General features: G+C 63.9%; 25 protein-coding genes. 14 read left to right on the top strand and 11 right to left on the bottom strand.

Going from position 1 to position 19,431, the window contains the following annotated elements; translation table 11 throughout:
- Nucleotides 1-34: 34 nt before the first annotated feature.
- From QYL91_RS11695 to QYL91_RS11640, 12 genes are all read left to right on the top strand, one after another.
- Nucleotides 35-922 (top strand): 3-hydroxyacyl-CoA dehydrogenase family protein, encoded by an 888-nt coding sequence (locus QYL91_RS11695; protein WP_302080679.1) that lies wholly within the window; start codon nucleotides 35-37, stop codon nucleotides 920-922.
- Complete coding sequence (locus QYL91_RS11690; RefSeq protein ID WP_302080678.1) at nucleotides 919-1,503, top strand: DUF2391 family protein; 585 nt, start codon at nucleotides 919-921, stop codon at nucleotides 1,501-1,503. The genes QYL91_RS11695 and QYL91_RS11690 overlap by 4 nt, the downstream gene beginning before the upstream one ends.
- Nucleotides 1,504-1,574: 71 nt before the next feature.
- Nucleotides 1,575-1,754, top strand: a complete 180-nt coding sequence (locus QYL91_RS11685) for an HVO_2753 family zinc finger protein (RefSeq protein WP_302080677.1) — start codon at nucleotides 1,575-1,577, stop codon at nucleotides 1,752-1,754.
- A gap of 2 nt (nucleotides 1,755-1,756) precedes the next feature.
- A complete protein-coding gene (locus QYL91_RS11680) occupies nucleotides 1,757-2,023 on the top strand; it encodes an elongation factor 1-beta (protein ID WP_302080676.1) in 267 nt (88 codons plus the stop codon).
- A 94-nt stretch (nucleotides 2,024-2,117) separates the two neighbouring features.
- Entirely contained in the window at nucleotides 2,118-2,408 is a 291-nt protein-coding gene (locus QYL91_RS11675; RefSeq protein ID WP_302080675.1) for a 50S ribosomal protein L21e, read from the top strand.
- Nucleotides 2,405-2,761 carry an RNA polymerase Rpb4 family protein gene (locus QYL91_RS11670; RefSeq protein ID WP_302080674.1) on the top strand — a complete coding sequence of 119 codons (357 nt, stop codon included), beginning with the start codon at nucleotides 2,405-2,407 and terminating at the stop codon, nucleotides 2,759-2,761. Before QYL91_RS11675 ends, QYL91_RS11670 begins: the two co-directional genes overlap by 4 nt.
- Before the next feature lie 65 nt (nucleotides 2,762-2,826).
- Nucleotides 2,827-3,411 carry a DUF655 domain-containing protein gene (locus tag QYL91_RS11665; protein WP_302080673.1) on the top strand — a complete coding sequence of 195 codons (585 nt, stop codon included), beginning with the start codon at nucleotides 2,827-2,829 and terminating at the stop codon, nucleotides 3,409-3,411.
- Nucleotides 3,411-4,268 carry a 16S ribosomal RNA methyltransferase A gene (locus tag QYL91_RS11660; protein ID WP_302080672.1) on the top strand — a complete coding sequence of 286 codons (858 nt, stop codon included), beginning with the start codon at nucleotides 3,411-3,413 and terminating at the stop codon, nucleotides 4,266-4,268. Before QYL91_RS11665 ends, QYL91_RS11660 begins: the two co-directional genes overlap by 1 nt.
- Entirely contained in the window at nucleotides 4,268-4,876 is a 609-nt protein-coding gene (locus QYL91_RS11655) for a HemK2/MTQ2 family protein methyltransferase (RefSeq protein WP_302080671.1), read from the top strand. The genes QYL91_RS11660 and QYL91_RS11655 overlap by 1 nt, the downstream gene beginning before the upstream one ends.
- Before the next feature lie 63 nt (nucleotides 4,877-4,939).
- Nucleotides 4,940-5,935, top strand: a complete 996-nt coding sequence (locus tag QYL91_RS11650) for a 5-methyltetrahydropteroyltriglutamate--homocysteine methyltransferase (protein ID WP_302080670.1) — start codon at nucleotides 4,940-4,942, stop codon at nucleotides 5,933-5,935.
- On the top strand, nucleotides 5,932-6,996 hold the full coding sequence (locus QYL91_RS11645) for a methionine synthase (protein ID WP_302080669.1): 1,065 nt from the start codon (nucleotides 5,932-5,934) through the stop codon (nucleotides 6,994-6,996). Before QYL91_RS11650 ends, QYL91_RS11645 begins: the two co-directional genes overlap by 4 nt.
- A 51-nt stretch (nucleotides 6,997-7,047) precedes the next feature.
- Nucleotides 7,048-7,227, top strand: a complete 180-nt coding sequence (locus QYL91_RS11640) for a hypothetical protein (protein ID WP_302080668.1) — start codon at nucleotides 7,048-7,050, stop codon at nucleotides 7,225-7,227.
- Nucleotides 7,228-7,252: 25 nt separating this feature from the next.
- Here QYL91_RS11640 and QYL91_RS11635 read toward each other — a convergent pair whose 3' ends face one another.
- Genes QYL91_RS11635 through QYL91_RS11625 form a run of 3 tightly spaced genes read right to left on the bottom strand, consistent with a single transcriptional unit; the run spans nucleotide 7,253 to nucleotide 9,553 of the window.
- Nucleotides 7,253-7,645 carry a Zn-ribbon domain-containing OB-fold protein gene (locus tag QYL91_RS11635; RefSeq protein WP_302080667.1) on the bottom strand — a complete coding sequence of 131 codons (393 nt, stop codon included), beginning with the start codon at nucleotides 7,643-7,645 and terminating at the stop codon, nucleotides 7,253-7,255.
- Nucleotides 7,645-8,808: a thiolase domain-containing protein gene (locus QYL91_RS11630; RefSeq protein WP_302080666.1), complete on the bottom strand. Its 1,164-nt coding sequence runs from the start codon at nucleotides 8,806-8,808 to the stop codon at nucleotides 7,645-7,647. The genes QYL91_RS11635 and QYL91_RS11630 overlap by 1 nt, the downstream gene beginning before the upstream one ends.
- 1 nt (nucleotide 8,809) lies before the next feature.
- Nucleotides 8,810-9,553, bottom strand: coding sequence for a beta-ketoacyl-ACP reductase (locus QYL91_RS11625; protein ID WP_302080665.1), 744 nt, complete (start codon nucleotides 9,551-9,553; stop codon nucleotides 8,810-8,812).
- Nucleotides 9,554-9,734: 181 nt separating this feature from the next.
- On the opposite strand from QYL91_RS11625, the gene QYL91_RS11620 reads away from it, so the two are divergent.
- Together QYL91_RS11620 and QYL91_RS11615 are read left to right on the top strand one after the other, a co-directional pair.
- Nucleotides 9,735-10,688: a ribose 1,5-bisphosphate isomerase gene (locus QYL91_RS11620; protein ID WP_302080664.1), complete on the top strand. Its 954-nt coding sequence runs from the start codon at nucleotides 9,735-9,737 to the stop codon at nucleotides 10,686-10,688.
- Between the two features lie 2 nt (nucleotides 10,689-10,690).
- Nucleotides 10,691-11,554, top strand: coding sequence for an ATP-dependent ribose-1-phosphate kinase (locus QYL91_RS11615; protein WP_302080663.1), 864 nt, complete (start codon nucleotides 10,691-10,693; stop codon nucleotides 11,552-11,554).
- Between the two features lie 41 nt (nucleotides 11,555-11,595).
- Here QYL91_RS11615 and rbcL read toward each other — a convergent pair whose 3' ends face one another.
- The 8 genes from rbcL to rpl7ae all read right to left on the bottom strand — a co-directional run bounded on the left by rbcL (nucleotide 11,596) and on the right by rpl7ae (nucleotide 19,236).
- The gene (gene rbcL, locus QYL91_RS11610; RefSeq protein ID WP_302080662.1) at nucleotides 11,596-12,846 is read right to left on the bottom strand and encodes a type III ribulose-bisphosphate carboxylase; all 1,251 of its coding nucleotides are present in this window, start codon (nucleotides 12,844-12,846) and stop codon (nucleotides 11,596-11,598) included.
- A 62-nt stretch (nucleotides 12,847-12,908) separates the two neighbouring features.
- Nucleotides 12,909-14,774, bottom strand: a complete 1,866-nt coding sequence (locus tag QYL91_RS11605) for a bacteriohemerythrin (RefSeq protein WP_302080661.1) — start codon at nucleotides 14,772-14,774, stop codon at nucleotides 12,909-12,911.
- Nucleotides 14,775-14,842: 68 nt separating this feature from the next.
- Nucleotides 14,843-15,133, bottom strand: a complete 291-nt coding sequence (locus QYL91_RS11600; protein WP_302080660.1) for a hypothetical protein — start codon at nucleotides 15,131-15,133, stop codon at nucleotides 14,843-14,845.
- A gap of 83 nt (nucleotides 15,134-15,216) precedes the next feature.
- A complete protein-coding gene (locus tag QYL91_RS11595; RefSeq protein WP_302080659.1) occupies nucleotides 15,217-17,649 on the bottom strand; it encodes a penicillin acylase family protein in 2,433 nt (810 codons plus the stop codon).
- Nucleotides 17,650-17,766: 117 nt separating this feature from the next.
- Entirely contained in the window at nucleotides 17,767-18,234 is a 468-nt protein-coding gene (gene ndk, locus QYL91_RS11590) for a nucleoside-diphosphate kinase (protein WP_302080658.1), read from the bottom strand.
- Nucleotides 18,231-18,632 carry a 50S ribosomal protein L24e gene (locus tag QYL91_RS11585; RefSeq protein WP_302080657.1) on the bottom strand — a complete coding sequence of 134 codons (402 nt, stop codon included), beginning with the start codon at nucleotides 18,630-18,632 and terminating at the stop codon, nucleotides 18,231-18,233. Before QYL91_RS11585 ends, ndk begins: the two co-directional genes overlap by 4 nt.
- Nucleotides 18,632-18,862 (bottom strand): 30S ribosomal protein S28e, encoded by a 231-nt coding sequence (locus QYL91_RS11580; protein WP_302080656.1) that lies wholly within the window; start codon nucleotides 18,860-18,862, stop codon nucleotides 18,632-18,634. The genes QYL91_RS11585 and QYL91_RS11580 overlap by 1 nt, the downstream gene beginning before the upstream one ends.
- 11 nt (nucleotides 18,863-18,873) lie before the next feature.
- Complete coding sequence (gene rpl7ae / locus QYL91_RS11575) at nucleotides 18,874-19,236, bottom strand: 50S ribosomal protein L7Ae (RefSeq protein WP_302080655.1); 363 nt, start codon at nucleotides 19,234-19,236, stop codon at nucleotides 18,874-18,876.
- Nucleotides 19,237-19,431: the final 195 nt, after the last annotated feature.

Here is a 19,431-nt window from a genome sequence, read left to right as displayed (position 1 = left end):
AACGCTTAACCTCCCGGGAACCGCTCACATTGGCATGGATGTTGCTGTGCTCGGAGCGGAGCAGTTGGGCCGGGCAATCGCGCAGGTGTGTGCCATCGCGGGCCACGACGTGCGGTTCTACGGCGACGAGGCCAACGACGTGATGGACGCCATCGACGCGATAGAGCGCCGGCTCCCCGCCGACGTGGACACTGGCGACCGTCTCTCCGGAACGACCGGACGAGAGGGAGCCATCAGCGGGGCCGACATCGTCGTCGAGACGACGACAACGGACGCGACGGCCCTCCAGGCGGAGTTTGCCGACATCGAGTCGGACATCGACCGCGAGACGCTGGTCGTTCCGGCCGCGTCGGGGGTATCCGTCACCGCCGCGGCTGCCGGTCTTCGCCATCCCGACCGTGCTGTCGGCCTCCGATTCTGTGACCCACCCGATGCCGCACTGGTAGAGGTGGTCGTCGCTGAGCAGACCAGCCAGGAGAGCTGTGACCGCGCGCGCTCCTTCGTCGAGGGACTGGAGCGTGTACCCGTCGTCGTCCGCGATGCGCCGGGCGTGGTCTCGACGCGTGTCGCGCTCGCGCTGGAAGCCGAGGCGATGCGGCTCGTCGACGACGAGGTGGCAGGCGTCGAGGCCGTCGACGAGGTCCTGGAACGTGGTTTCGACCACGCCAGTGGACCGCTGGTGCAGGCCGACCGGGCCGGACTCGACAACCGGCTGGAGACGCTGGAGACGCTACACGCGGAGCTCGGCGACCGGTTCGCGCCGCCGGAGATACTCCGTGACCTTGTGGCCGCGGGCAACACTGGCGGCCCGAGCGGAGCGGGATTCTACGTCTGGGAGAACGGCGAACCGACCGAACCAGCGCTTCCGGCCCCGGAGATTCCGCGTGGGGACCGAACGCCTGACGACCCAGCCAACGAATGAGCAGCGACCTGGCCGACGACGACGCTGTCGCGCCGGACGACCAGCCGGAGATGGCGGACCTCTACGAACAGTTAGAGGACCTAGAAGAGATGGTCGACTCCCAGGAGGTTCGTGAACACGTTCGCGAAACGATGCGGATGGCGGTCGATATAGGCAGTACGGCCGCATTCGGGCGGATAATCCGCGGGTACGACCGCGCAGACGTCGCAGAAGCGGTCCTCGGTGCCCTGCTGTTTGGCATTCCGATGTTCGTCGAGGGCGGCACGAACGAAGTCGGCGCGTTCATCGCGGGCAACCCGCTGTACTTCGCCGGAACCCACGTCCTCGCACTCAGTATCGTCATCAGCATCATCTACGTCGCCGACATCCAGGACGTGCGCGTCCACCGCCCACTGTTCGGCCTCGTCCCCCGTCGGTTGGTCGGCGTGATGACCGTCTCCTTTGTGATGGCAGTCGTGATGATGACGGGATGGGGGCGTGTCTCGTGGTCGGACCCGTGGCTGGCTGTCTGTACGGTCAGCGTGGCGTTCGTGCCGATGGCGATTGGCGCAGCACTCGGGGACATCCTCCCGGGGTCGTGACGGCAAACTCCGTCCGTGGTCGCCCGGCACATTTGACAACGGTTAAAAGCGGGCACGCGATAAGAGAGGGTATGAGCGAGAGCGAGCAGAAACGAACGCAAAAGTGCATCTCGTGTGGCATCAACATCGCCGGCACGAGTGCGGCCGCGTTCAAGTGTCCCGACTGTGGACACCAGATTTACCGCTGTGCGAAGTGTCGCAAGCAGAGCAACCTCTACGAGTGCCCCGACTGTGGGTTCATGGGTCCGTAACTATGGGAAAAGTCGCAGCCGCAATCAAAGTCATGCCGCAGAGTCCGGAAGTCGACCTCGACGCGCTCCAGGAGCGTCTTGAGGCCGCACTTCCCGAAGGAGCGAAAATCAACGGCTTCGAGCGTGACGAAGTCGCGTTCGGCCTCGTCGCACTCCTGCCGACCGTCGTCGTCCCCGACGACACCGGCGGTACCGAAGCCGTCGAAGAGGCGTTCGTCGACGTCGAGGGCGTCGAGTCGGTCTCCGTCGAAAACGTCGGCCGTCTCTGAGCCGGTCCGGTTTTTTCGCTGTCACCTTTTCGAGGAGCGGCGCGCATGTGGAACGCACGTTTTATATGGCCGACCGGATAACGGAACCGCACGAATGCCCAACTCGAACGGACCACTCCAGGGAACGCGGAACAAGCTCAAGAACGAACCACGAGAGAGCGGCACGTCGCCGCCACAGCGAGCCGTCCAAGAGTTCGAGGACGGTGACTCGGTCCACCTGAAAATCGACCCGAGCGTTTCCGATGGTCGGTACAACCCGCGCTTCGACGGTCACACCGGCGTCGTCATCGGGAAACAGGGAACTGCGTACAAGGTACAGATCAACGACGGCGGCAAAGACAAGACCATCATCGTCAAGCCCGCCCACCTGACCCGGCAGGAATGACGATATTCAAAGAGAAAGTCGACGAGGAGTATCTCACGGTCGCGGAGGCCAAAGAGGTACTCGAAGACATCGAAGTCGAGCGCGCGGCCGACGAGGACCGCGAGATGCGCTACGAACTCGCGCGCGCCATCGAGCACGTCAACCGGTTTGCCGTCCTCGATGCCGAGGAGTCCCGCGAGTTCGTCGCGGACCTGCTCGAACTCGAGAAAGTCGACGAACCGACCGCGTACAAGATCGCCGACACCAAGCCCCTCGACCGGGACGAGCTTCGCGCCATCTACGCCCAGGAGCGGTTCTCTCTGTCCGGTGACGAACTCGACGACATCCTCAACGTCGTCAAGCAGTACGCGTAATCTTCGGTGGGGTCACAGTCCGCTCCCGCTCAGGTTTAAGTGAGCGGTCCCCTTACGACACGAATATGAGTGACGACGAGCGCGAGGACTCGGCAGGTCAGCGCGGACAGGTTATCGTACTCGACTTTCTCCCACACGGCCGCACCGAAGACGACCGGCCGCAATACCAGAAACATCCACTCGCCTACGCGTTCGGCGTCGAGGACTTCCGACTCTACGAACTCGTCGTCGACTCCGACGCGGACATCACGATTGGCGACCACGTCGACGTGTACGACTCGTCGCTGGCAGAGCGGGTCAACGAAATCGACTACGAGGACCTTCCCGGCGGCGCCCAATCCGAACTCGACTACGCCGTCGAGGACCTCGTCGATGAACAGGAACAGCGCTTCGTCGACTTCTACAACGAAGCCCAGCCCATCACCCTCCGGTTGCACCAGCTGAACCTCCTCCCGGGAATCGGAAAGAAACTCAGAAACACCATCCTGGACGAGCGCAAGCGCCAGCCGTTCCAGAGCTTCGAGGACGTCGAGTCGCGCGTCAGCGGCCTCCACAACCCCAGAGAGACGCTTGTCGAGCGAATCCTCGAAGAACTGCAAGAAGAGGACCTGAAATACCGGACGTTCGTCGGTCAGGACGACCAGGAGTAATGGCAGGGTCAGAGACGAACGCCCGCGACCCGGACGCACTGATTCGACGAGCAGGGGTCCGGGGGAATCCGGACTTCGACCAGCACTTCCTGGTCGACGACCGCGTCCTCGACCGTCTGCCGGGGTATCTCCCCGCGGACGCAGACACCAGTCACGTCCTCGAAGTCGGCGCCGGAACGGGCGCGCTGACCGACCGGCTGCTCGCCGTCGCCGACCGCGTGACTGCAATCGAGCGCGACCCCGAACTGGCCGCGTTCCTCCGGGAGGAGTTCGCCGATGCTATCGACGAAGGACAGCTCACAATCGTCGAGGGTGACGCCCTCGATGTCGACCTTCCGGCGTTTACGGCCTCAGTATCGAACCTGCCGTACGGCATCTCCAGCGAGATTGCCTTCCGGCTGCTGCCGACGGGCCGGCCGCTGGTGTTGATGTTCCAGCAGGAGTTTGGCGAGCGGATGGCCGCCGACGCCGGCGAGGACGAGTACGGCCGCCTCTCGGTGACGGCGGGCCACTACGCGGACATCGAGGTTGCCGAAACCGTGCCAAGGGAAGCCTTCGACCCACAGCCACGCGTCGAGAGTGCCGTCGTGCAGACGACGCCCCGCGACCCCGACTACTCGGTCCCGGACGACGAGTTTTTCATGTCGTTCCTGAAGGCGGTGTTCACCCAGCGCCGGAAGACGATGCGCAACGCCGTCCGGAACACGGCCCACATCTCCGGGCTGGGCGAGCCCGACGCGGTGGTCAAAGCGGCCGACGAGGACCTGATGAGTCGTCGCGCGGGGACGGTCACACCCGCGGAGTTCGCACAGCTGGCGACGCTGGCCTACGACGTGGGCGACCCCGGTGGGTACTGATGGGAGACGGCGACCGCCCGTCGCTGGCCGACCAGCGTGACACGGAGACGGTCTACCAGCCAGCGGAGGACTCGAAACTACTCGCCGATACAGCCGTCGCGTACACCGAGAGCGGTGACTGGGTACTCGACGTCGGTACTGGGTCGGGGTATATCGCTCACCGGTTCGGCGAGGAGACGGCCGCGCGCGTCGTCGGGTCCGACCTGAATCCAAACGCCTGCCGGCAGGCGCGCGACGCCGGCGTCTCCGTCGTGCGCGCAGACCAGTTGACGCCGTTTCGTGACGGCGCGTTCGACGTTGTGGTGTTCAATCCCCCCTATCTCCCGACGGAACCGGACCGCGAGTGGGACGATTGGATGGAGACGGCGCTGTCGGGTGGCGAAAGCGGCCGGGAGGTCATCGAACCGTTCCTCGATGACCTGTACCGCGTGCTCGCGCCGGACGGTGATGCGTTCTTGCTCGTCTCGTCGCTGACCGGTATCGACGCAGTGCGTGACTACGCTCGCGGGAACGGGCTGACCACGATGGAAGCGGCCACCGAATCCCATCCCTACGAGAAACTGGTCGTTCTGCACCTCCGGCCGACGGGCGCACCTGACACGCGGTGAATAACTACGAAGCATTAAACCAAACAGGAAATATTAAAGGCCGTCATTTCCTACGTCGGTGTAATGACACGGGTAGTAGCCACGACACCCGGCCTGTTTCCGTTGCCCGACTGGGCAAAAGAGGAGCTATCGGATCTGAAGGGCCACCAGAAAGACGACCTCATCAGTGGGGACGAGAGCAACGAGATAACTGCGGCCTACGACCGAGCGCGGTCTGAGGTCGTCGACCGCCAGCAAGCTGCTGGTCTCGACCGCATCGTCGAGGGACAGCTCCGGTGGGACGACATGATTGCTCACCCGCTTGCGGTCGCAGACGGTGTAGAGACGCGCGGCATCGTGCGATACTACGACAACAACAACTTCTACCGGGAGCCGGTGGTGACCGGCGACCTCTCCGCAAGTGGCGACGTGGCCGGCGAACTCGACGCTGCCAGCGAGCAGGTCGACGACGGTTTGCAGGCAGTCCTGCCCGGCCCCTACTCGCTTGCGGACCTCGCGACCGACGACCACTACGGCGACGAGGCAGCCTTCCTCGACGGAATCGCGGACTTTCTCGCAGACGAGGCCGCCCAGTTCCCCGACGTGGAGACACTGTTCCTGCTCGAACCGTCGCTCGTCGAGAACGCGCCGGACGACGGCGAGGACGAACGCGCCAGCGAGGCAATCGACACCGTCGCCAATGCCGTCGACGCCGACGTTGTCGCCCACACCTACTGGGGTGCACTAGAGGAGAAAGTGTACGCTCATCTGATGGACGCCGACGTGGATGCAATCGGCTTTGACCTCGTGAGCAACCACGACGAGAACGTCTACAACGTCCAGGAGTACGGCACGAAAGACGACGTGGCACTCGGCCTCGTCGACGGGCAGAACACGCTCGTCGAATCGCCCGAGACCATCCGCGAGCGCGTCGACTGGTTCGACGACCAGACCAACGGCGACTACGATACCGTCTACGCCACCTCGAACACCGAGCTGTTCTACCTGCCGGTCAACAAGGCCGAGGCGAAACTGGATGCGCTTGCAGACGCTGCCGAACTCGAGGAGGTCGAAGCATGACAGGACCACGCGAACAGTTCCGACCCGAGGACCACCCGAACGACCACTTCCTCATGACCACCGTCGTGGGGTCGTACCCCAAGCCCAAGTGGCTCCACCGCGCCCGTGACCTCTACGAGGACGACGAACGCAACTTCGACGAGGACAACTTCGAAGAAGCCAAAGACGACGCCGCCCGCCTCATCACCGACGAACACGAACGCTGCGGCATCGACGTGGTCTGTGACGGCGAGATGCGCCGTAACGAGATGGTCGAGTACTTCGCCCACCGCATCGACGGCTACGAGTTCAACGGCCGCGTGAAAGTCTGGGGGCACAACTACTACGACAAACCCAGCGTCGTCGAGAACGTCGAGTACGACCAGGAGTGGCTCATCTCCGAGTACGAGTTTACCTCGGACGTCGCCGACAGCCCGGTCAAAGTCCCGATTACGGGACCGTACACGCTCGCCTCGTGGTCCTTCAACGAAGTCTACGACGACGAGGCAGAACTCGCCTACGAACTCGCAGACCTCGTCAACGAGGAAATCGAGGGTCTCGTCGACGCGGGTGCACGATACATCCAGATAGACGAGCCGGCACTCGCGACGACGCCGGACGACCACGCCATCGTCGGCGAGTGTCTCGAACGCATCGCCGACAACGTGCCTGACGACGTGCGCCTCGGGCTGCACGTATGTTACGGTGACTACTCCCGTATCTACCCAGAGATTCTCGACTACCCCGTCCACGAGTACGACCTCGAACTCGTCAACGGCGACTTCGAGCAACTCGACGTGTTCAAAGACGACGACTTTACCAAGGACTTCGCGATGGGCGTCATCGACGTCCACGACGCCGAAGTCGAATCCGTCGAGGAAATTAAGGACAACATCAAGAAGGGACTGGAGGTCGTGCCACCGGAGCGGCTGACCGTCAGCCCGGACTGTGGTCTGAAGCTCCTGCCCCGCGACGTGGCCTACGGCAAGATGGAGAACATGGTGCAGGCCGCCCGTGAGGTCGAACAGGAACTCGATGCCGGCGAACTCGACGTCGCTGCCACGGCGAGCAGCGCCGACTGACCACGCTCACGTCCCGAATACGTTTTTGTCGCCCGCCAGTAACCGTCGTCTATGCGACCCACAGCCCTCGCGCTGTTCGGTCTCGTGCCCTTGCTGACGGTGGTCGTCCTCACCCAAATCGTCGAGGTGAACCCGGTGACGAGCCTCTCGGGGGCTGTCGGCGCGACGGTGCCCGCGCTGATGCTCTACGTGGTAATGGCCAGCTCAAACGGCGAAAAACACGAGGAGTGACCGGCGACGGGTCGCTTTGTGCCAGTCAGGCCGGTTCGAAGACGATAACGCGCTCGCCTTCCGTCTCGTTTTCCCCGACGCTCAGTTCGACTTCCTGTCCGATTTCGACGTCGTCGTGGTCGATGCCGTGGACCTGTCCGGTGATACGGACGGGACCAAACTGGACCACAGCGACGACGAAGGGCGCGTCGTCGGCAAAGGAGGGGCCGGCGACGTTCGTCGTCGTCATCGTGAGTATCTCGCCCGTGTCGGGGAGCGGTTCCTCGGAGAGGCCACGCTCGCCCGTCTCGGGGTCGACTTCCCGCGGTGGGAGCCAGCCGTTGCCACTGGGACTTTCCAGATAGTAGGGCTCGCCCGCTTCGACGGCATCGAGCCAGTCGTCGTACCCTGCGTCGCGGACGCGCTCGTCGTCGCTCATCAGTTCATCACCTCCAGAACGTTGACCACACAACTTGCGACCGTCCCACCCGCGTTGTGGGTGAGGCCGATTTCGGCGTCGGAGACTGCGTCGCTGTTGACGTGGTCACCGCGCAGAATCTTGGTCAGTTCCGAAATCTGTGCGCCACCGGTCGCACCGACAGGGTGGCCTTTGGCCTTGAGTCCACCCGAGAGGTTGACCGGCAGGTCGCCGTCGATGGCCGTCTCGCCGTTTGTCGCGGCCGTGATTCCTTCACCCTGCTCGTAGAAGCCAAGCGCCTCGATGGCGAGCACTTCTGCGATGGTGAAACAGTCGTGGACCTCCGCGACGTCGATATCGTCGGGACCGATACCGGCGTCGTCGTAGGCCATCTCGGCGGCCCGCTCTGCGGCGGGTGTCCGTGTCATCGAGACGCGGTCGTGAAGCGCGAGGCGGTCGCCGTCCTGGCCTGTGCCAGTGATCGCAACCTCACCGAGGTCGTGGTCGTCGGCGAAGTCCTCGCTGACGAGCAGTGCCGCGCTCCCGCCGTCGCTCATCGGGGAGCAGTCGAAGAGGCCGAACGGCGAGCAGACCGTCGGTGCGTCCAGTACTTTGTCCACGTCGATTTCCATCTGGAACTGCGCGAGTTCGTTCTCGACGGCGTGGTCGTGGTTCTTGACCGCAACCTCCGCGAGGTCTTCGCGACTGCCGCCGTGTTCGTGGAAGTAGCGGTTTGCCATCAGCGAGTAGGCGCCGGGGAATGTGACGCCGGCCTTGATCTCCCAGAGGGCGTCTGCCGCGGCCGCGAGGCCGGCCGTGCCGTCGGCCGTCGAGAGGTTCGTCATCCGCTCTGCGCCGCCCACGAGGACGACGTCGACGTCGCCGTTGCGGACCCGGTTGACGCCGTGGCGGACCGCTGCGCCGCTGGATGCACACGCACTCTCGATGCGGGTGGCCGGTGCGGTGACGCCTGCGGCGTCTGCCGCGAGTGGGCCCGAATGGCCCTGTTGTTCTGCAATCTCGCCCATGAAGTTGCCGTAGTAGACTTCGTCGACGTCGTCGGGTGACAGTCCCGAGTCCTCGAAGGCCTTCCCGGCTGCCTCAGCGAACAGTTCTCGGGCCGTTCGCTCCCCGTTCTTGCCGAATTTCGTCATGCCGACGCCGGCAATTGGAACCCGTGTCATCTTACCACTCCATGCCTCCGTTGATACCGAGTACTTGTCCGGTCATGTAGCTGGACTGTTCTTGCGCGACGAACGTTACCATACTAACGATGTCTTCGACTTCGGCAAAGCGGTCGAGCGGAATCCGTTCGAGGATCCCCTCCTTGACGCGGTCGGGCACATCTGCGAGCATGTCCGTCTTCACGAACCCGGGGGCGACACAGTTTGCGGTCGAGCCCTCGTGTGCGAGTTCCAGCGCGATTGTGCGGGTAAAGCCAAACAGGCCGGATTTCGTTGTGGCGTAGTTGGCCTGGCCATAGTTACCCTGTTGTCCGACGACACTGGAGATGTTGATGAGGCGCCCCTCGTGGGCCTGTCGGATGTCCTCAAAGCAGGTTTTCGTGCAGTTGAACACGCCGCCGAGGTTGACCTGCATCACGCGGTCCCAGTCCTCGCGGGTCATGTTCTCGAATTTCTTGTCGACGGTGATACCCGCGTTGTTGACGAGCACGTCGATGTTCCCGTAGGCGTCGGTGACCGTGTCGTACATCGCCTCGACCTCGTCCATGTTCGCGACGTCGGCCTGCACGGTAATCGCGTCGCCACCGGAATCTTCGATGCTATCTTTGACTTCGTGGGCTGCTGCTTCGGACGAGCGGTAGTTCACGACGACGTTCGCGCCGCGACTTCCGAGGTCCTCTGCAATTCCACGTCCGATACCTTTCGACGAGCCAGTGACCAGACAGGTCCGTCCGTCCATTGACATTAAGTCTCACTCTCCTCCGTGGGGTACGATAGCATGACTAAAATTTGTACCGGCTGTGTGAGCGTGTTGTCTCATTGTACAATCACCAATACACGCAGTCATGTCTTGTAGATTTCCCCTAGGTGGCTAGTGGCAGATGATTGCCGCGAGCCTTTTGTCTTGTGCCATCATAGCACGACACATGGGCGACGGCCAGGTCTGTGACGCGGTCACTGACACGGCAAACGCGATCGCACAGATGGAAATCCGTGGCGCAGTCGCCATTGCGGATGCGACAGCGGCGGCTCTGCGCGACCAGGCAACACAGAGTAGTGCCGCCGACGCCGCGACGCTCCAGGCCGAGCTCCGAGCTGCTGCCCGGAGACTCCACGACACCCGTCCGACTGCGGTGAGTCTCCCTAACACGCTCCGGTACGTCCTGAACAGCATGGACGGCGACACTGTCGAGGCAGTCAGGACTGCGGTCGTCTCGGCGGTCGCGGAGTTCCGTGACCGACTCGACCGCGCCCAGACAGACCTCGGTGCCGTGGGAGCCAGTCGACTCTCGACCGGTGACACCGTGATGACCCACTGTCACTCGACAGACGTACTCGCCTGTATAGTGACCGCCGTAAACCAGGGCACGGAACTCTCGGCGATAGTCAAGGAAACCCGGCCGCGCAAACAGGGCCACATGACCGCGCGCCGTCTCGACGAACTCGGTGTCCCCGTGACTTTCATCGTCGATAGCGCCGCCCACAGCTATCTGGACGAGACCGACCACGTCTTCGTCGGCGCAGACACTATCACCGCTGACGGGAGTGTCGTCAACAAAATCGGGACGGCCGGCCTGGCCGCGAGCGCACGCGAGCGGGGCGTCGACGTCGTTGTCGCTGCCCAGACGCTCAAGCTCGACCCAGAGACGCTATCGGGTGGACGCGTCGACATCGAACACCGCGACGTCGGGGAGGTTCTCTCTGGCGAGCTCAGCCAGGAGTTCGACAGCGTCGACGTCGCAAATCCGGCGTTCGACCGGACGCCGGCACGGCACGTCGACGCCATCGTCACCGAGCGCGGACAGTTCCCACCCGAGAGTATCGTCATGTTGATGCGGGAACTCTATGGGCCGGAACCGGGGCGCCCCTGGGAGGCGTGACGATGCGAGTTCTCTGTGCCGGCCACGTCAACTGGGACGTCACGCTCCGCGTCAACGCACTGCCGGCACCGGACGGTGAGGCAGCAATCGACGACCAGCGACAGGCCGGCGGTGGGAGCGCCGCGAACACGGCAGCCGGCCTGGTGGGTCTCGGCCTCGATACTGCCCTCGTAGGCAGCGTCGGTGACGACGAGAACGGCCTGCTCGCACGACGCGAACTCTCGGCGCTGGGCGTCGACTGCGACTCCGTCGTGACCGTCAGCGGTGGAGAGACCACAGTGAAATACCTCGTCGTGGACGACGACGGACAGGTGATAGTCCTGGCAAACGAGGGAGTCAACGAATCGTTCACCGCCGATGCGGTCACCGACGCCCGCCTGCGAGCCACGGACCATCTGCATCTGACGGGCCAGGCCACAGAGACAGCGGCGACACTCGCCAGTCGGGCCGTCGACGCCGGACTGTCCGTGAGCCTCGACCCCGGGCGACGGGTCTGTGACCGTGACTACAGCGCCGCGGCGACACACGCGGAGTACCTTTTCGTGAACGGCCGCGAACTCGAATGTGCGACTGCGAGTGGCCTCACCGACCGCGCGACAGTGACAGTCTACAAGCGCGGCGACAGTGGCGCAGAACTGCGCGGCGAAGAGCCCCAGTCACACCCGGGCTACGACATCGAACCCGTCGACACGGCCGGCGCCGGCGATGCCTTCGCTGCGGGCTTTCTCGCCTCCGTCCTCGACGGAGACGACGCTGGGGAAGCGCTCGCTGTCGGTAACGCCTGCGGTGCGCTCGCCTGCCGTGACATCGGCTCGCGGACGGACCTCTCCTGGGAGGCAATCGAGCGGTTCCGTGCACGCTACTGACCTGTTTGTATAGCGCGTGGCGGCTGGTCGAAAGAGAGGTTTCAGCGCGGCGTCTCGGTCCCCCAGAAGTCGATTGCGGTGGCCAGTTCCGGACAGTCTGTTGCGGCGTCGTCGAGAGGGTCGCCGGCCGCTGCCGCCTCGACTGCCCGCCTGAATGCCGTCGCGCCAGCACGCGTGCCGTCCGGATGGCCGTGAACCCCGCCCCCAGCCTGGACGCCGATGTTCGTGCCAAGCGTGTCGACGAGTGTCGGAATCAATCCCGGATGGAGCCCGCCCGATGCCATCGGCAACACGTCCCGAAGTCCGTGGAGGTCCGCGTGAAGCCACTCGTTGATACCCGGCGTATCCTCGTTTGCGAGTTTTCCCAGACCTGCGGTCCCGGTGTGGATGTGGTCGACACCACAGAGTCGGGCCACCTGTGCCAGCACGCGCATGGAGATGCCGTGTGTCGGGATGCGGTCGAAGGCAGCGTGCATCGCCCGGTGGGCGTGAATCGCCAGCCCGTGTCGCTCACAGCGTTCGCGGACCTGCTGGAGCGACGCCCACCCCGCGGTCACGACGTCGACCATGACGAACTCACAGCCGTGTTCGGCGGCCATATCGACCCGTTCGAGCATCTCCCGGCCCGGTGCGGTGACGTTCAGCAGGTAACTTTTCGGGTCGCCGGTTTCGTCCTCGGCGCGGTCCCGCTGGGCGAGCGATTCGGTCAGGCGGTCCTCGAAAGGGTTGAAATCCTGGTCAGTGAGGTTCTCGTCGTCTTTCAGCAGGTCGAGCCCGCCGGTCCAGGCCTCGTAGCCGATCTGGGCGTGCTGTTCGGTCGAGAGCCCGACCTTCGGCTTGGGGACCGTCGCAGTGATGGGACGGTCTGGCGCGTCGAGGAGGTCTGTCTTGACGCTCGTGCCGAACTGTGGCCCCGGAAACGTCTGGGTCAACGTCGGCGGCCACTCACAGTCGAGCAGTCGAATCCGGTCGACGGCTTTCATCCCGAGGATGTTCCCGGCGATACAGGAGAGTACCTGGGGCATGCTGCCGTCCTCGAACAGTGCGTCGGGATAGGCGACTGTCACCTCGCCTGCATCCTCGTCGATGCCACAGGCGGTCGCCGAGAGGTCCGCGACCGACCCCTCGACCTGGAGTTCGGCCCACGTCCCGTTCGAACTCTCCGAGGCGATACGGCTGGCCGCTGCCTCCCAGCTCATGTCGCTGGCCGGCTCGACGGCAAACGAACAGATCAGCTCCGTTTCGGCCGGCTCGTAAGACAGGTCGATGAAGTCCTCGTAGGAAATGCCCATAGGTACCAATTGTCGTGGCCGCGTATAAATCCGACCGCAGACTCACGCCCGGCGGGTGGGCGCTACTTTGAGCCGACGATTCTGAGCGAGCCGTCGTCGTCGAACGCGCCGATGTCGCCGGTGTGGTACCAGCCGTCCCGGATGGCGTAGGCTGTCGCCTCCTCGTCGTTCCAGTAGCCGTCCATCACGCACGGCCCCCGAACGACGACTTCGTCGTCCTGGGCCAGCGCGACTTCGGTGCCGGGAAGCGGCGTCCCGACGATGTCCGCACGGTAGTCGTCTGCCCCGGTCATCGTCGCCAGCCCGGTCAGTTCGGTCGATTCGTAGACCTCTCGGATTGGAACGCCAAAGCCCCAGAAGAACTGAATCGTCTCGTCGTCGATACTCTCGGTCCCGGTCAGGGCGTGGCTGACATTCGAGAGGCCAAACTCCTCGCGAAGCCGGCCAAAGACCGTCTTCTCCGCCATCGAGTGTTTCACCGAGAGGCGTCTCGACGCGCTCGCATCGTCGCGCATCTTCGCCCCGTATTTTTCCGGGACGTTGCCGGCGATGAACTTCCGGGCGCCGCTCATCTCGCGCATCCGGTCTTCAATCGACCCCCGGAGCTGTTCGTACGCCTGCGGGACGCCGACGAGAACGTCCGGTTCGACCGTCCTGAGGTCGGCCTCGAACTCGTCGGTATCCATGTACGCGATAGCGTTGCCGGTCTGCCAGAGGACGTAGCCAGCAAGTCGCTGGTAGATGTGCGCCAGCGGGAGGAAACAGGTTCCGGTCCCGCCCGCGTCGAGCGAGAGCTGGTCGGTGAGCATCTGCGTCCCGGCCCGGAGGTTCTCGTCGGTCAGTGCACAGCCACGCGGGTGCTTGTTCGTTCCGAGCTTGTAGACGATGGTCGCGACCTCGTCGCCGTCCCGGTCGAACCCGGGCAAGTCGGTGGCCGTCCCAGTCGGCAAGTCGTCGATGTAGGCGACGGAGTCGACGGCCTGCTCAACGGGGACCGGCAACATTCGTTCGGCGACGAGGACGTCGACGCCGGCGTCGTCGATGATGTGAAGCGCCCGCTCGTCGCTGTAGAGATTCGAGACGGGAACGGAGACGAGGCCGGCCAGATGACAGGCCATGTCGACGACGCTCCACTCGTATGTCGGGTTGGCGTAGATACCCACTCTGTCTCCCGGTTCGAGCCCCATCTCGAGGAGGCCAGCGGCCACCGCCCTGGCCTCTTCGCGAACTTCGTCGAAGGTCAAGCTATCGTGCGCTGGCCGGTCCGGAAGTTGGACGGCGGTTCGGTCGCCGTGTCGGTCACAGAGGTTCTCGAACCAGGCCGCGACGGGACCGTCCGGAATCGAGAGTTCTCCCCCGGTTCGAACCTCGCTTCCCAGCGACACGTCCAGGTCAGCGACTGACGTACTGTCCTGGAGGGCTTCGGGATGGGCTGCCTCGACGTCCCGGCTCTTTTTGAGTTTCCCTGGCGTGTACTCGTAGTCGTCGCTGATGTTTTCCTCGAAGTACTCGCTGTAGTTCTGGTCCTGGTTGACACCGGCGATGTGTGAGTCGAGCCAGTCGGAGACGAACGTCAGCACTTCGAGTTCGATGTGCTCGTCGTTCTCGTGGCGCTGTCTGAGGTCACGGACTTTCTCCTCGAATTCCTCGTGTTTCTCCCGATGGTTGTAGAAACAGTCCGCACACTCCATCGAGTAGCCACAGTCCTGCATGAACTCCTCTTCGTCTCCGAAGTGATACTCCGTGTACCGTTCGAGTTCCCGCAGGATGTCGCCCACCTCCTCGTCGGAGCGCCCCTCGTCCATCGCGACATAGAGCTCGTTCAGCAGGCCGAAAAGATACTGATGTTGTTCGTCGAAGCGCTCAATATTCGTGCTATATCGTTCATCGTCCCACTCGATGAGTTTCGATTCGGGACTCTGAGCCATACGCGTAGAATCAGCAATGTACTTGCTAAAACCGAACGCGGATTCCCGGAGATTGAAAATCTGCTCGGTCAGACGACACCCCGTGCCAGCGCCCCGCAGACCGGCCCGGCGAGCGTGACACCCACGGTCACGTACGACAGCGGTGCGACTGCCAGGACGTTCCCCGGCGAGACAGGCGGCGTCAGGAGGAAAAACACTGCGAGGACAAGGACGCCAAACGCCAGGCCGGCCACGAGCGCACGCACCAGACTCCGGCGTGTCAGTCCGACGAGCGCACCGGCGACGAACAACCCGACCCAGTGAACCGCGACGAGAACCAGTCCGACCACAACAGCACCAGCAAGTGCGACCCTGCGCATACGGTCGTCTCCGCGTAGTCTCGTTGCTCGCTCGTCAAGACTGGCCACACGCTCGGCCAGCCCCGCGTTCCTCCCATCGTCGGTCATTCGGCTTCCACCTCGATTCTCACGTCTGGGTCGGTGTCCGGCGGGTCGTCGAGTCGGCGGTATCGACCGCGTGCCCACAGTTCCAGTTGGTCCTCGTAGTGGGCGGAGAACGGGGACCCGTCGTTCCCGCCGGGGATGACATCCATCGAGTGGCCGCCGAAATCAGCCAGGAGCCGATAACTCGCGCCGTATCCTCCTTCAGTCGAGAACGCCGCCACCGTCTCCGGAGTGCCGTTGGTGGCCAACCGCGTGTAGTTGAGCCCCGACACCTGCTCACCGAACGGGTGGTCGATGGCGGTGACGTTGTAGTCGCCGTAGGTCTCCCAGCCCGCTGACTCGATTGCGTCGACGGCCTCGACCATCGCGTCGGCGATGACCCCACCGCGGTCGCCATCGAAAAAGTCGCTGTCGGGCGGCAACGTCACCAGCACCCACTCCTGGGGCCAGAACTGCGACCCCAGGCCGACAGACTCGAAGTCGGCTTCCCACGTCAACCGCTCGAACGCCTCGAAGAAGTGTCTGAACACGAGCGCCGCTGTCGACTCACGGTCCATCTGGTAGTCCCACTCGGCCAGCGTGTCCACCCACTCGTCTGTTTTCGGGGGCATCCGCTCGCGGGCGTCCAGAATCGCAGGGACGAGTTTCTCTGCGCGAACCGAGAACGCGTCGGTCTGGAGCGTCCTGGCGAACTCGCGGTCGATGGTGCCGTCGCTGGCCGCCGCGTCCAGGCGCTCGTAGATACGTGTCCCCCGAAAGCCCGAGTCGTAGCGCTGCCCGATGGGATAGGCTGGATTGTCGGCGGTGCGCTGGTTGGCCGTCGCGACGTAGTCCGGGTTGATGACAGCCGGCTTCTGGTCGTAGGGGACGAACCCATCCCACGAGGACTCACCGAAGGGGGTGAACCCGTCCCATTCTGCCTCCCCGGCAGAACCGTCGAAGACGCGCCCGCCGCGGACGATGTCCCCGTCGATGCGTCGGACCGGAATCTTGCCACTCATCTGGTAGAGGGTGTTCCCGTCCCGGTCGGCGTAGACGAGGTTCTGCGTCGGCACATCCATCTTCTCTGTCGCCGCGCGGAATTCTTCCAGTCCTGTGGATTTCCCCCACCCGTGAATCGCCTCGATTTCGCGCGTGCTACTCGTGCCGGTCCAGGCGACGCCGATGGCCCTGGACTCGCCGTTGACTTCTCTGTCGAGATATGCCCCATGGACGGTCTTCCTGACGGTCACTTCTTCGTCGTCGCCGCCGGCCACCTCGATGGTCCGTGTCTCTCGCTCGAAATCGCGCCACTCGCCGCGGTAGCGGTACTGCTGTCTGTCGCCACTCGGTGAGTCACGCGTCTCGTAGTCGTAGAAGTCGATGACGTCCGCACCGACGTTGGTCAGTCCCCAGGCGCCGTGGTCGTTCGCCCCGATGACGACGAAGGGGGTTCCCACGAGCGCCCCACCGCGGACCGTCTGTTCGCCCGTCGAGACGTGTTGCTGATACCAGATTGGCGGGGCCTGGAGCGCGAGGTGGGGATCGTTACAGACGAGTGGCTCGCCGCTCGCGGTCAGGTCGCCGGAGACGACCCAGGAGTTCGACCCGACGATGCGTGGCTCCTCGAAGGTTGCGAGCCAGTCGACGAGGTCGGGGTCGACGCTCGGCGTTCGGGTCCCGTCGCTGCCGGCATCACTGTCACTGCCCGTGCTGGCAAACGACGCCGTCGACACGCCACGTAACTGCCCGCCAGTCTCGCCCGGCCGCACGATTGGGACGCCGTGGTCAAGTTGGTCGGGATAGAGGGTCTGTCGCGTCTCGGCGTCGAATGCTTCTTCGCGTACCGAGCGGCGGAGTGCGTCGAAACTGCCGGTGAGAAACCAGCTCAATTGGACGCCGACGAGTGCGGTATCGAGGACTGTCCACTCGTCGGGTTCGTATCCGAGGAGCCCGAATTCGGCGCCGAGCGGCCCGTCGTCGATATACGCGTTGACGCCGTCGGCGTACGCCTGGACGACAGTCTCTGTCTCGGTTCCCGATATCGCGTCCGCCGAGGCTTCTGCCGCACCGCGAAAGTCCATCTTCGTGGCAAAGCGGTCGTTTTCGAGGCCCTGTTCGCCGACGACGGCGGCGAGCGTTCCCCCGGCACGTCGGCGAACGAGGTCCATCTCACCCAGTCGGTCGGCCGCCTGCGCGTACCCCACCGCGAAGTATGCCGCCGTCTCGCTGTCGGCCTCGATGTGGGGGACGTGGTAGTCGTCGTAGGTTATCGTCGCCGCGCCGTACTCGCTGTCGACTGTCTCTGGCGTGGTCCCGACGGACTGCCAGAGTGAGCCACTCAGCGGCGCCGCGATATCGAGATACTGTCCGAGCGGTGAAAGGGCGGCACCGACCGGTCCTGCACCAGCCAGGGCCGCGAGAAGCGCACGCCGTGTGACACGTTCACCCATTCCATAACAGAAAACGCTACACTGGGTTATCGTTTTTCGACGTAGACTGATAGATTCCGCAGAATCGAGAGAGGTTGCCCTATCGACTCGGGGTACACGGCAAAAACGGGAGTTCGGTTATTCGTAGAGCCAGGTTTCGTCGATGCGCTCCCACTCGACGAGTTCTTCGTCGTCGAAGAACAGCTCGATTTCCCGCTCGTTCGCGCCGGGGTCCTCGTCGTCGGAGCCGTGGATGACGTTCCGACCGAGATCGAGCCCGAAGTCGCCACGGATGGTTCCGGGCGCGGACTCTGCGGGGTCGGTCTCGCCCATCATGGTGCGGACCTGACTGACAGCGTCCTGTCCTTCGAGCACCATCGCCATGACCGGACCGGCGGTGATGAAGTCCACGAGGTCGTCGAAGAACGGCTTGTCCTCGTGTTCGCCGTAGTGGTCCTCAGCGAGGTCCTGGTCGATCTGCATGAACTTCGCACCGACGAGCTTCAGCCCGCGGTCCTCGAAGCGCGAGATGATGTCGCCCACGAGTCCACGCTGGACGCCGTCGGGTTTGACCATCACGAAGGTGCGTTCGAGGTCGTCGCTCATGCCTCAGCCTCCGTCTCTTCTTCGTCAGCCTCGCCGCCCTCGTCGTCGGCATCGACTGCCTCAGTCGAGTCAGCGTCTGCGTCGGCTGCTGCCTCGTCTTCGCCTTCACCTTCCGGACCGGGAGCGGTCTCGTCTTCTTCGTCGACCGTCTCCAGTTCTTCGGGCTCCGGCTCTTCCTCTGCTTCCGCCTCGTCGGCTTCCTCCTGTTCGGCTGCGGTCGGCTCGGGACGGCCGGCCTCGGTCCAGTTCAGGTCGCGCGCTTCGCGGCCGAGGTCGGCGTTTTTCTCGCACTTCGCAGAGCAGTAGTGGATGGTGGTCCCATCTTTTCGGACGAACATCGTGCCGGTGCCCGGCTCGATGGCGGTGCCACAGTAGTCACAATCGCGTGTTCGTGGCATTATTGTCCTCCGATGGTGTCTGCCTCGCGTGCAGTCTCGCGGAGCTGGAGTACGTCTCCCTCGCGGACTGCCCCGAGGACGTTTCGGGTGATGATACGACCCTTGTTCTCGCCCTCCCGGATGCGGCATTTGACCTGCATGGCCTCGCCGTGCATCCCGGTTCGGCCCACAACCTCGATAACCTCGGCAGGTGTGGAGCCACCGTCGTCTTCAGTCTCTTCAGCACTCATCCTTCGTCACCTCACTGAAGCTCCTCGAGCTTGTCGGCGATGTCCTGCACGTCGGCTTCCGCGTCGCCGGTGTCGACGACTGCGGCAGCAGCACTGCCGACTTCCAGACCTGCGGCGTGCCCGATGTCGTCCTGCGTGCCGACGAAGACGTACGGAATCTCCTTCTCTGCGGCCAGTTCGGGGAGGTGCATCACGACCTCCTCGGGCTGGACGTCCTCGGCGACGAAGACGAGCTTGGCGTTGCCGCGCTCGATGGCCTTCGTTGTCTCGTTTGTACCTTTCTTTACACTTCCCGTGTCCCGTGCGACCTCGAGCGCCTCAAGGGCGTCGTCCTCGAGGTCTGCAGGGACGTCGAAATCAACGTATACTGGCATGATTGGTCACCTCCTGCGCGCAGGCTCGCACTCCCCCGCCCTCGCGGTCGGTCCGCGCCCATCCAGCAGACGGGATATAAATCCTATCGGGGCTGGGAGCGTCATCAACCTCGCGCAGGCTGTACTCCTGATTGGTCCATCTGCCCCTAAAGCAGTTTCGAAGGCTCCATGGCATGATATGCTGCCACACGCCAG

It is taken from the genome of Salinibaculum rarum (assembly GCF_030505615.1).
Classification (GTDB): Archaea; Halobacteriota; Halobacteria; order Halobacteriales; family Haloarculaceae; genus Salinibaculum; species Salinibaculum rarum.
The sequence above is the reverse complement of the archived record's forward strand: the minus strand, read 5'-3'. Positions and strand labels throughout refer to the sequence as shown.